Source organism: Jeotgalicoccus sp. FSL K6-3177, assembly GCF_038050175.1.
GTDB classification, from domain to species: Bacteria; Bacillota; Bacilli; order Staphylococcales; family Salinicoccaceae; genus Jeotgalicoccus; species Jeotgalicoccus nanhaiensis.
In genome coordinates this window covers 943,382-954,670 of the sequence record NZ_JBBOSK010000001.1, presented here as the reverse complement: position 1 = coordinate 954,670, position 11,289 = coordinate 943,382, and the positions used below count along the sequence as shown (strand labels likewise).

General features: G+C 44.5%; 11 protein-coding genes. All 11 read right to left on the bottom strand.

Annotation, left to right across the window (positions count from 1 at the left end):
* Nucleotides 1-71 precede the first annotated feature (71 nt).
* The 11 genes from MHH58_RS04825 to hslU all read right to left on the bottom strand — a co-directional run bounded on the left by MHH58_RS04825 (nt 72) and on the right by hslU (nt 11,275).
* Entirely contained in the window at nt 72-1,766 is a 1,695-nt protein-coding gene (locus MHH58_RS04825; RefSeq protein WP_341345171.1) for a proline--tRNA ligase, read from the bottom strand.
* Nucleotides 1,767-1,778: 12 nt separating this feature from the next.
* Nucleotides 1,779-3,062: an RIP metalloprotease RseP gene (gene rseP, locus MHH58_RS04820; protein ID WP_135095647.1), complete on the bottom strand. Its 1,284-nt coding sequence runs from the start codon at nt 3,060-3,062 to the stop codon at nt 1,779-1,781.
* Between the two features lie 5 nt (nt 3,063-3,067).
* The gene (dxr, locus tag MHH58_RS04815; RefSeq protein WP_341346088.1) at nt 3,068-4,192 is read right to left on the bottom strand and encodes a 1-deoxy-D-xylulose-5-phosphate reductoisomerase; all 1,125 of its coding nucleotides are present in this window, start codon (nt 4,190-4,192) and stop codon (nt 3,068-3,070) included.
* A gap of 18 nt (nt 4,193-4,210) precedes the next feature.
* Nucleotides 4,211-4,996 (bottom strand): phosphatidate cytidylyltransferase, encoded by a 786-nt coding sequence (locus MHH58_RS04810; protein WP_115885790.1) that lies wholly within the window; start codon nt 4,994-4,996, stop codon nt 4,211-4,213.
* Complete coding sequence (locus tag MHH58_RS04805) at nt 4,986-5,747, bottom strand: isoprenyl transferase (protein ID WP_341345170.1); 762 nt, start codon at nt 5,745-5,747, stop codon at nt 4,986-4,988. Before MHH58_RS04805 ends, MHH58_RS04810 begins: the two co-directional genes overlap by 11 nt.
* Nucleotides 5,748-5,866: 119 nt before the next feature.
* On the bottom strand, nt 5,867-6,424 hold the full coding sequence (gene frr, locus MHH58_RS04800; protein ID WP_115885788.1) for a ribosome recycling factor: 558 nt from the start codon (nt 6,422-6,424) through the stop codon (nt 5,867-5,869).
* 14 nt (nt 6,425-6,438) lie between these two features.
* Nucleotides 6,439-7,164 (bottom strand): UMP kinase, encoded by a 726-nt coding sequence (gene pyrH / locus MHH58_RS04795; RefSeq protein ID WP_135096323.1) that lies wholly within the window; start codon nt 7,162-7,164, stop codon nt 6,439-6,441.
* A 69-nt stretch (nt 7,165-7,233) separates the two neighbouring features.
* A complete protein-coding gene (gene tsf / locus MHH58_RS04790; RefSeq protein WP_115885786.1) occupies nt 7,234-8,112 on the bottom strand; it encodes a translation elongation factor Ts in 879 nt (292 codons plus the stop codon).
* 72 nt (nt 8,113-8,184) lie between these two features.
* Nucleotides 8,185-8,955 (bottom strand): 30S ribosomal protein S2, encoded by a 771-nt coding sequence (gene rpsB / locus MHH58_RS04785; protein ID WP_115885785.1) that lies wholly within the window; start codon nt 8,953-8,955, stop codon nt 8,185-8,187.
* Between the two features lie 148 nt (nt 8,956-9,103).
* Nucleotides 9,104-9,874: a GTP-sensing pleiotropic transcriptional regulator CodY gene (gene codY / locus MHH58_RS04780; RefSeq protein WP_115885784.1), complete on the bottom strand. Its 771-nt coding sequence runs from the start codon at nt 9,872-9,874 to the stop codon at nt 9,104-9,106.
* Nucleotides 9,875-9,895: 21 nt separating this feature from the next.
* Nucleotides 9,896-11,275, bottom strand: a complete 1,380-nt coding sequence (gene hslU, locus MHH58_RS04775) for an ATP-dependent protease ATPase subunit HslU (RefSeq protein ID WP_135095651.1) — start codon at nt 11,273-11,275, stop codon at nt 9,896-9,898.
* Nucleotides 11,276-11,289: the final 14 nt, after the last annotated feature.

Sequence of the window (11,289 nt, the reverse complement as noted above, 5' to 3'; positions counted from 1 at the left end):
TAGAAAACACTCCCAGTTAAAAATTCCACATCCTGCGCCTGTCTTCCTAGAAAAACGCGTAAATCTAAGATTTACGCGTAGTCATTGTCTGCAAGATATGATGTTAAGTCTGTAATCCGCACTTCTGTAGATTCTTCGTCAAGACGGCCTTTCACTTCGACTATGCCGTCTTTCGCGCCGCGTCCGACGACGATTCTTACAGGCAGGCCAATCAGTTCCGAATCGGCAAATTTAACGCCTGCGCGCTCGTTGCGGTCATCGTACAGCACACGGTGGTTTTTCGATAAAATATCGTAAATTTCCGCAGCCGTGCCGGTAATCGTTTCATCCTTCGTATTCGCTGTAATAAGGTGAATATCAAAAGGTGTGACTGATTTCGGCCAGTAGATACCTTTGTCATCGTTATGGCTTTCGACGATTGCCGAAAGCACGCGTGAAATCCCGATACCGTAACAGCCCATTAAGACCGGTTTTGCACGGCCGTTCTGGTCGAGTACGTTGAAATCCATAGCTTCGGAATATTTAGTGCCGAGTTTAAATACCTGACCGACTTCAATACCGCGCATGAATTTAGCCGGACCTGAACCGTCAGCAACCGTTTCACCTTCGTTAATAAATCTGAAGTCACCCGTACCGGCTGCTTCGAAGTCGCGTTCATGGTTCACATTTAATAAGTGATAACCCGTTTCATTGGCCCCGACCGGATAATTTCTCATCGCTTCGACCTGGTAATCAAGATAGACGGGAATTGGTGAACCGACAGGACCGAGAGAACCCGGTGCTGCATTCAATTCTGCCGTAATTTCTTCATCCGCTGCCATATCGATCATTTCAGTATTAAAGTAAGCTTTCACTTTAACATCGTTCAGCTCCTGGTCCCCGCGGATAACAATCATTTTCAGACCGTCTTCCGTTTTAACAACCATCGTTTTAGTCGTTAAAGTTAAATCGGTATCGAGGAAATCGGCAAGTTCTTTTACAGTGCCGATATCAGGTGTCGCGATTTTTTCAGTTTCAAGCATTTCTTCAGTACTGCGCTCTTCTGGCGGTGTACATTCTGCTTTTTCAATATTTGCAGCATAGCTGCTTTCATCTGTGTAAACGATAGTATCTTCACCGATATCTGCAAGCGCCATAAATTCATGTGTGTGGCTGCCTCCGATAGAGCCGCCGTCCGCCTCGACTGCTCTGTAATTTAAGTCGAGACGCGTAAAGATGCGGCTGTAGGCATCGTACATGTCTCTGTACGTTTTATCCAGCGATTCTTCATCGATATGGAAAGAGTATGCATCTTTCATTATAAATTCACGTCCGCGGAGCAGGCCGAATCTCGGTCTTAATTCATCGCGGAATTTCGTTTGGATCTGGAATAAGGTAAGCGGCAGCTTTTTATAGCTTTTCAGTTCATCGCGGACGAGCGAAGTAATTACTTCTTCGTGTGTCGGCCCGAGAGCAAACTCCCTGTCATGACGGTCGCGGATTCTCATAAGCTCTTTGCCGTATGCGTCCCATCTGCCCGATTCTTCCCATAATTCGCGGGGGTGCAGCACCGGCAGGTGCACTTCGGCACCGCCGATATTCATCATTTCCTCACGCACAATATCCTGAATATTGTTCAGCACCAGCTGCGTGATCGGCAAATATGCATATATACCGCGTGCGAGCTGTTTAATCATACCTGACTTCAGCATCAGGCGGTGGCTTAAACTTTCGGCTTCTGTTGGTGTTTCCCTAAGTGTAGGGATAAACATTTGTGATTGCCTCATATTGTTTCACTCCTATAAGAAAAATGTTTTAATGTCGTTCCAGGTGACGAGCACCATAATGACTAAGACGAATAATACGCCGATTAACTGTATGTTCAATTCCACTTTGCGGTTCAGCGGACGTCTGAAAATTCCTTCGTAGAGCACGAATAAAATTCTTCCGCCGTCGAGTGCCGGAATCGGCAGTAAGTTCATTATACCTAAATTCACACTGAGCAGCGCAGTAAAGTTCATCAGCACTAAAATGCCCTGTGATGCGACTGTTTCTGTTACTTTATAAATGCCGACCGGGCCGTTCAGCATATCAAAACTGAAGGTGCCGGCAAAAATCGTGCCGATCATATTGACGACGAGTTCAAAGATGAGTGACATGCTGGACACAGTTTCTTCGATTCCCCACCATACAGGAGCAATCACGCCGTCTTCAAAGTCTCTGCCGACACCGATGATAAGACGTTCCTGTACAGTCCCGTCAGGTAATTCCGTCGATTCAACCGTCGGTTCGAGCGTTGCCGTTCGCGATTCTTCTCCGGATTCAATCATCAGTTCCTGAGGATTGCCTTCGCCTTCCTGAATCAGCTGGGTCATATGACTCCAGCTGTCGACTTCTGTACCGTCGATGGAACGGATGCGGTCGCCTTCTTCCAGATTAATTTCCGCTGCAGGCGTATCTTCCATGACCGTTCCGACAATCGGCTCATCAACCGGTTTCCCCTGGATGTAAAACAGGATAGTAAATAAAACAAAAGCGAGCAGGAAATTAAAAAGCGGTCCGGCAAACAGCGTTAAGAAACGCTGCCAGACACTCTTACTTTCAAATCTGCCGGACAAGGGTGCGATACGTTCGAGCTCCGAGTTTTCAACGAAGTAGCATTCATCGCTGAAATAATAAGTCGCTTCACTGTTGTCATTCAGTTTTAATCCGGTTACGTACATCCGTTCAGAGATGTCGCTGTCGACGACTTCAATCTCTTCGACATGCTGGAAATTGTGTTTATCATCTAGCAGGATGTGTGTAATTTCATCGTTCTGGTTTAATTTAATATTGATGCGCATACCGGCATTCAGCGGATTAACTTCCATATCTTTTGAAGCCATCCTTACGTAGCCGCCGATTGGCAACAGACGCACCGTGTACTGCGTATCATTGTATTTATATGAAAAGATTTTCGGTCCCATACCGATGGCAAACTCCGGACACATAATTCCTGCACGTTTTGCAAAGAACATATGGCCGAATTCATGCACGGTAACAAGCACACCGAAAACGACTATAAATGCTAAAATTCCTGTCACTTACTTCACCTCATATTTGATTTATAGCGCGCGTCAAGGCTCAGTATCGTTTCAAGGTCGGGATTTTGAATATTCTCGTGCTGCATCATACGGGCTTCAACGATTTCTTCAATTTCCAAAAACTTAATTCTGCCCTGTAAAAATTCTCCGACTGCGTATTCATTCGCAGCGTTCATTACCGTCGGCAGTGTACCGCCTGCTTCGAGCGCATCATAAGCGAATTTTAACATTTTAAAGCGGTCAAAATCCATTGGTTTGAAGTTAAGCTGTGATAATTCACTGAGAGACAACGGATTATCTTTACGAATTCTCTCCGGATGCGTAAAGGCGTACTGGATAGCCGTTCTCATATCGGAGTTGCCGAGCTGCGCCATAATACTGTTATCGATAAATTCCACCATCGAATGAATGATGCTTTCCTTATGCAGCAATGTTTTAATCTCTGAAATTTCGACGTCGAATAAATGTTTTGCTTCGATAACTTCAAAACCTTTATTCATCATGGTGGCAGAATCGATTGTAATCTTCTGTCCCATCGACCAGTTCGGGTGATTTAAGGCATCTTTTAAAGTGACGCTGCCGAGCTCATCGCGCGAAAGATCTCTGAAGGAACCGCCGCTTGCCGTAATAATCAAGCTGCTGATTTCCTTTTCATTTTCGCCTTTTAAACATTGAAACAGAGCCGAGTGCTCTGAATCGACAGGAATAATCTGCACGTTCTTTTCACGTGCACGTTCCATCACAAGATCGCCAGCTGCAACTAGGGTTTCTTTGTTTGCAAGAGCAATATCAGTTCCTGCATCGATAGCAGCAAGTGTCGGCCTTAAGCCCACACTTCCAAGTATTGCTGTTAAGAGCAGGTCGCTGTTAAATTCAGCAACTGCAAGAAGACCTTCTTCCCCGGAAGTAAATTCTATATGCGGATATTTACTTTGCAGTTCTTTAAGAGCGTCTCTGTCCTGCACCGATACTAAGGGCGGACGAAAGTCTGTTAAAATTTCATTCAGCTTAGCTAAATTGCGGCCGGCAGAAATTGCACCGAGTTTAAAATGTTCCGGATTTTTTTTAATGATGTCCAGTGCCTGGGTCCCGATAGAACCTGTAACACCGAGTATAGAAATGGTTTTTATCATAGTATTCACCTGTTATTATGAAATAATCGGTAAGATGTTCATCAGGGGCAGTACGAAGATGAAACTGTCAAAGCGGTCTAGTATACCGCCGTGTCCCGGTAAAAATGTGCCTGAGTCTTTGACGTCAAAGTGACGTTTCAAAGCGGATTCCACGAGGTCTCCCATCTGCCCGAAGATGCTGAGAACAATAGTAAACGGAATTAAGAGCCACAGCGAACCTTCCATCAGGCCTGTGAAGACGAAAACCACCGGTATAAGCACCGATACGAGGGTGCCGCCGAGCGACCCTTCTATCGTCTTGTTCGGACTGATCTGCGGCCACAATTTTCTTCTGCCGAATGCTTTTCCGAACAGATAAGCTCCCGTATCCGTCAGCCAGACGATGAGGAGTGCATATAAAATATAAATCAGGCCGGATTCCCGCGTCTCAAAAAAGTACATGAAGCCGATGCCGATATAAGCAACTGCAAGGACGCAGAAACCCATATCAACAAAGGTAAATCTGTTTTTTGACACTACTGTCGTCGACAGCATAATAAGTGCCAGCGCCACGATAATTTCCAGCTGGAAATCAGCGATTGCCGGTGAAAAGGATTCCTGCGGAATTAATACCATGCAGAGAGCAATTAAAGATAAAATACCCGGCAGTGAAACGATGTGAATCCGGTTCATCTTTAAAATTTCGTAAAGCCCCGTAATCGCCATGAGGTAGACTAAAATTAACAGCGGCCATGAGCCGATTATTACAATCGGCAAAAATAACAGCAGTGCAATGACTGCAGTTATCGTTCTAGTCTTCATCTATTACATCCTCCTCATTTAAGCCTCCAAAACGCCGGTCTCTCTTTTGATACTGAAGTATCAGATCATCCATTTCTTCAGTTGAGAATTCCGGCCACAGCGTATGTGAAAAGAACAGTTCGCTGTAGGAGGCCTGCCATAATAAGAAATTACTCAGCCGGTATTCGCCTGAAGTTCTAATAATCATTTCAGGGTCCGGCATATCTTTAGTCATTAAATAATCATCGAAAGTCTTACTGTCGAGAGCATCAGCATCAAGTGTGCCTGAGAGAACATCACTCATCATTTCTTTTACTGCCCCGATCAGTTCGTCGCGCCCGCCGTAGTTCAGAGCAAAGACGAGTGTGAGTCCGGTGTTGTCCGCTGTTTTATCAATTGCGGTCTGGACTGCTTTACGCGTGTGCTTCGGCAGTGCCTCGAAATCTCCAATTGTTTTCACAACCACATTTTTCTCAATCAGTTCCGGTAAAAACGTGCTGAGAAAATCGGTCGGAAGCTTTAGCAGATAGTTCACTTCGCTCTTTGGACGGGACCAGTTTTCTGTTGAAAACGCATAGAGCGTTAAATACTTAAGTTTTATATCTGCAGCATGTCTCACGATACGTTTTACATTCTGCATTCCTTCGTAATGACCTTTTATACGGGGCATACTGCGCAATTTCGCATATCTGCCGTTGCCATCCATAATAATCGCAATATGTTCCGGTAGTGGTCTCTCAGTCAGAGATTTATCTTTAGTCGCTTTAAACATGACGATCCTCCGTGCCAAATATGTATCTGTAATAAATTTTAATATACTTCTTCAATTATTTTATTTTAACATAGTTATATAATAAAAAAACAGGTAAGTCCCCTTACCTGTTTCTAAGATTAAACTTCGAGAATATCTTTTTCTTTAGCGTCGCACATTGCATCAACTTCTGCGATGTACTTATCTGTCAGTTTCTGAACGTCGTCCGTCATGTTTCTCAGTTCGTCTTCTGAAATATCTCCGGACTTTTCTGATGCTTTCAATTCGTCATTTGAATCACGGCGCACGTTGCGGATTGCGACTTTAGCAGTTTCGCCTTCTTTGCGTGCATCTTTAACGAATTCCTTCCGGCGTTCTTCAGTCAGCTGAGGAACGGTAATACGAATCAGGGTGCCGTCACTTGTCGGATTGACCCCGAGGTCCGCTTTTTGAATTGCTTTCAAAACATCGTCAACAGAGCTTTTATCATAAGGCTGAACAACCAGCATACGCGCTTCAGGCACGCTGATGCTTGCCAGCTGATTCAGCGGTGTCGGTGCACCGTAATAGTCAACATGAACACGGTCCAGCATACTTGAGTTTGCAGCTCCTGTACGGATTGAAGCGAGTTCACGGCTCAGGCTGTCGATTGATTTCTTCATTTTGTCTTCAGTTGTTTTCAAAACGGATTCACTCATATTAATATCTTCTCCTATTGCTTTGTAATAGTCGTACCGATAGTTTCTCCGGAAACGGCACGCTTAATATTACCTTCTTCTGTAATTGAAAATACCACAAGCGGGATGTCATTGTCCATACAGAACGATGATGCTGTAGCATCCATTACCTGCAGATTTTCCTGCAGCATTTCAATATAAGTCAGCTTTTCATACTTAACAGCTGACGAATCGTGTTTCGGATCTGCAGAATAAACACCGTCTACGTTATTTTTGCCCATCAGAATAACATCTGCTTCAATTTCCGCCGCGCGGAGTGCTGCTGTTGTATCTGTTGAGAAGTACGGGTTGCCGATACCTGCTGCAAAGATAACAATACGCCCTTTTTCAAGGTGGCGGATCGCACGTCTTCTTATATAAGGTTCAGCGACCTGTTTCATTTCAATTGATGTCAGCACTCTCGTTTCATGACCGAGCTGCTCTAAACTGTCCTGCAGTGCCAGTGAGTTCATAACTGTTGCAAGCATTCCCATGTAATCTGCAGTGCCGCGGTCCATTCCGAGGTCGCTGCCGATCTTGCCGCGCCAGATATTGCCGCCGCCGACGATAATCGCCATTTCAACGCCTAATTTTTGCGCTTCCGAAACTTGGGAAGCAATATTTTTAATGACAACGGGATTAATTCCGAAACCATCGTCGCCAGCAAGTGCTTCTCCGCTGAGCTTTAACACGATGCGTGTAAATTTAGAAGATTCAGCCATGTTTTTCAATCCTTTTCCTTCGAATTTATTACTTAGAAAAAAAGACACCGAAGTGTCTTTTTAAGCAATTTATTTTTTAACTTGTCCTAATACTTCGTCAGCAAAGTTTTCTTCGCGTTTTTCAATACCTTCACCAAGTTCGTAACGGACGAAAGTGCGGATTGATGCATTTTTAGACTCTAAGTACTGCTGTACTGTCTGATCAGAGTCTTTAACAAACGGCTGATCCACGATGCAGATTTCTTCTAAATACTTGCGGATTCTTCCTTCAACCATCTTGTCGACGATTTTTTCAGGTTTACCTTCATTTAATGCCTGCTGACGCAGAACATCGCGCTCGTGATCAAGTTCAGCCTGATCTACTTCGTCGCGTGAAACGTATTTAGGGTTTAATGCTGCAGCGTGCATAGCAACATCTTTCGCAACTGTTTCGTCAGTAGTACCTTCTACAACTGTTAATACGCCGATGCGTCCGCCCATGTGCATGTACTGGCCGAAAGCGTCATTGTCAGTTTTGGTTTCAACTGCAAAACGTCTGATGTTTAATTTCTCTCCGATAGTTGCAACTGCGTTGTTCATAATTGAAGTTACAGTTTCACCATCAAGTTCAGAGCTGTATAAAGCTTCTACATCTGCAGGTTTAGTTGCAAGGATGTGTGAAGCGATTCTTTTAACAAGTGTCTGGAATGCTTCGTTACGTGCAACGAAGTCTGTTTCAGAGTTGATTTCAACGATTACCGCTTCGTTTCCTTCAGAAGTGATGTAAACAGCACCTTCTGCAGCGATACGGTCAGCTTTTTTAGCTGCTTTTGCAATACCGTTTTCACGGAGGTAATCGACTGCTTTGTCGATGTCTCCATCAGTTTCGATAAGCGCTTTTTTACAGTCCATCATGCCTGCGCCTGTTTTTTCACGTAGTTCTTTAACTAATTTTGCTGAAATAGCCATTGTTCAGTCCTCCATATAATTGTTGTAAAAAAGGTGATAAGTATTACGCTTATCACCTGAATTCTCAATTAATTATTGCGCGTTTTCTTCTGTAGTTTCAGCTGAAGCATCTTCTTCTTTTAAGTCGATATTTTGTTCTGCTGCTACTTCTTCGTCTGAAATACCGCGCTGACCTTCTAAAACAGCATCCGCCATTTTGCTTGTCATCAGTCTGACTGCGCGGATAGCGTCGTCGTTAGCCGGGATTACGTAGTCGATTTCGTCAGGGTCACAGTTAGTGTCGACCATTGCTACGATAGGAATTCCTAATTTTTTAGCTTCTGCAATCGCGTTGCGCTCTTTACGAGGGTCAACGATGAAAATAGCGCTAGGCATTTTCTTCATGTCGCGGATACCGCCTAAGAATTTGTTTAAGCGTGCGTATTCTTTACGCAGTTCAACAACTTCTTTTTTAGGAAGAACGTCGAAAGTTCCGTCAGCTTCCATTTTTTCAATTTCAGAAATTCTCTTGATGCGTTTGTTAATCGTCTGGTAGTTAGTTAAGATACCGCCTAACCAGCGCTGGTTAACGTAAAGCTGTCCAGCACGTTCCGCTTCTTCTTTGATAGCGTCCTGAGCTTGTTTTTTAGTACCGACAAACAGAACCTGTCCGCCTTCTTCAGAGATTGACTTAACGAAGTCGTAAGCCTCTGCAACTTTTTTAACTGTTTTTTGCAGGTCGATAATGTAGATGCCGTTACGTTCCGTGAAGATGTATTTGCTCATCTTAGGGTTCCAGCGGCGTGTCTGGTGTCCGAAATGCACACCTGCTTCAAGCAATTGTTTCATAGTAATTACTGCCATGATTTGTTTCCTCCTAATTGGTTTATACCTCCAGCATCGTGCTGAATAACCACCTGTAAACAGGCACCGGTTAATCCCTTACTCTGCTGTGCGTATTTGGTCTTTTGACCGATTAATACTATATCATATATATTCCTTCTCTGCAAGTTTAGCTTTCTTTGCGGAGCTCCGGAAGGAAGTCTTCTTTTTTAACTTTGATAAACGTTCCTTTCATACCGAGTGAACGGGATTCGATTACGCCTGCACTTTCAAGTTTACGGAGTGCGTTAACGATAACCGAACGCGTAATGCCGACACGGTCTGCGACTTTAGAAGCAACGAGCAGTCCTTCATCTGCATCAAGCTCATCAAAAATGTGTTCGATTGCTTCGCGCTCTGAATACGACAGAGAACGGATTGCCATGGCAATGCTCGCTTTATCGCGTGCTTTCTGTTCAACTTCTTCATTTTTCTCGCGGAGGATTTCCATGCCGACCACTGTACCAGCATATTCTGCAAGAACGAGATCGTCTTCTGAGAATTTATTTTCTCTCCGTCCAAGAACCAGTGTGCCTAAACGGTTGCCTCCGCCGTAAATCGGCACGATGCATGTTTCTGAATCCTGGTAAGGATCTTCAGCCGGGAAGATTGTTAAGTCATCTTCAAAAGCGATGTTTTCGCGGGTTTCTGTAATACGCATAATCTGGTTAACGTAATAGTCCGGGAATTGTCTGTTATCCAGCATATCGACGATGCGTTCGTTTTCGATTGTCTGAACAACACCGATACCGAGCAGTTTACCTCTCTTTGATACGATAAAAGTATTACACTCCAGAATACGACTTAATTTATCCGCTACTTCTTCGAAGTCTACTTTAATGTTTGAACTTCCTTGAATTAAATTGTTAATCTCACGTGTTTTCTGTAATAAACTTGGCATGGTTATTTCACTCCTGTTAAATTATAAAATAAATTCGCTTAAATCTTTGTCTGTAGAAATATGGTCCAGTTTTGAATCGACATACTGCTTCGTAATTTCAACGTGCGCGCCCTGCATATTGCTCGCTTCGAACAAGAGTTCCTCAAGCAGCGTTTCTAAAATCGTATGCAGTCTCCGCGCACCGATATCGTCTGTCTCGGAGTTTACTTTGTAGGCAATTTCAGCAAGCGCCTGGACCGCTTCATCCGTAAATGATACGGATACGTCTTCTGTCTTAAGCAGCGCTTCGTACTGTTCGAGCAGGGAGTTCTTCGGTTCTTTTAAGATACGTTCGAAATCGTCCGCCGTTAATTTGTTCAGCTCGACGCGGAGCGGGAAACGCCCCTGCAGCTCAGGTATTAAATCACTTGGTTTCGCCACGTGGAAGGCGCCCGCCCCGATGAATAAAATATAGTCTGTTTTTATCGAACCGTATTTAGTCTGCACCGTTGACCCTTCGACAATCGGTAAAATATCGCGCTGCACGCCTTCTCTCGACACGTCTCCCGAGTTCTGGCTGCTCTTCGCTATCTTATCAATTTCGTCGATAAAAATAATACCTGTTGTTTCCGCGAGCTCTATCGCTTCGTCGTTTACATTATCGATATCAATCAGCTTTTCAGCCTCTTCATCGATTAAGTACTGACGGGCTTTTTTAACCGTCATCGTCCGCTTGTGTTTTTTCTTCGGCATTAAGTTCTGCAGCATGTCGCCCATGCCGTTGTTATCCATGCCCGGCATCATCATGCCGAGCTGGTTCGAACTTTCCGCAACTTCAATCGTTACTTTCTCGTCCTCGAGTTTGCCCGCGAGCAGCTGGCTTTTAATATCGCGGCGTTTCAGGCGGACAGAGTCATCGACTTCTTCAATTTCTTCTTCCTCGCCCTGCTGGTTCATAAACATTTCAAACGGATTTGAGCCCGTCTGTTTCTGTTTTTTACGTCCCGGAGCGAGCAGGCCTGTCAGACGTTCGTTAGCCAGGTTTTCCGCATCTTCAGCAACTTCTTTTTTCTTCGCTTCTTTGACCATGCGGACGGCGCTGTCAACGAGATCCCGGACCATCGACTCAACGTCGCGGCCGACATAGCCGACTTCCGTGTACTTCGTCGCTTCGACTTTCGTATACGGACTGCCTGTAATTTTCGCTATGCGTCTCGCAATCTCTGTTTTACCGACACCAGTCGGCCCGATCATCAGAATATTTTTCGGAATAACTTCCTCTTTTAATTCATCGTCGAGCAGCATTCTTCTGTAACGGTTGCGCATAGCAATCGCAACTTTCCGCTTCGCTTCATTCTGTCCAATAATACTTTCGTCGAGACGTGCTGTAATTTCTCTTGGAGAAAGATTAGTGTTTGGCATTTATCTCACGCTTC

Bases quoted from the DNA above. Each gene is read 5' to 3' on its own strand.
- MHH58_RS04825 (WP_341345171.1), bottom strand. From the start codon at position 1,766: ATGAGGCAATCACAAATGTTTATCCCTACACTTAGGGAAACACCAACA.
- MHH58_RS04810 (WP_115885790.1), bottom strand. From the start codon at position 4,996: ATGAAGACTAGAACGATAACTGCAGTCATTGCACTGCTGTTATTTTTG.
- MHH58_RS04805 (WP_341345170.1), bottom strand. From the start codon at position 5,747: ATGTTTAAAGCGACTAAAGATAAATCTCTGACTGAGAGACCACTACCG.
- frr (WP_115885788.1), bottom strand. From the start codon at position 6,424: ATGAGTGAATCCGTTTTGAAAACAACTGAAGACAAAATGAAGAAATCA.
- pyrH (WP_135096323.1), bottom strand. From the start codon at position 7,164: ATGGCTGAATCTTCTAAATTTACACGCATCGTGTTAAAGCTCAGCGGA.
- tsf (WP_115885786.1), bottom strand. From the start codon at position 8,112: ATGGCTATTTCAGCAAAATTAGTTAAAGAACTACGTGAAAAAACAGGC.
- rpsB (WP_115885785.1), bottom strand. From the start codon at position 8,955: ATGGCAGTAATTACTATGAAACAATTGCTTGAAGCAGGTGTGCATTTC.
- codY (WP_115885784.1), bottom strand. From the start codon at position 9,874: ATGCCAAGTTTATTACAGAAAACACGTGAGATTAACAATTTAATTCAA.
- hslU (WP_135095651.1), bottom strand. From the start codon at position 11,275: ATGCCAAACACTAATCTTTCTCCAAGAGAAATTACAGCACGTCTCGAC.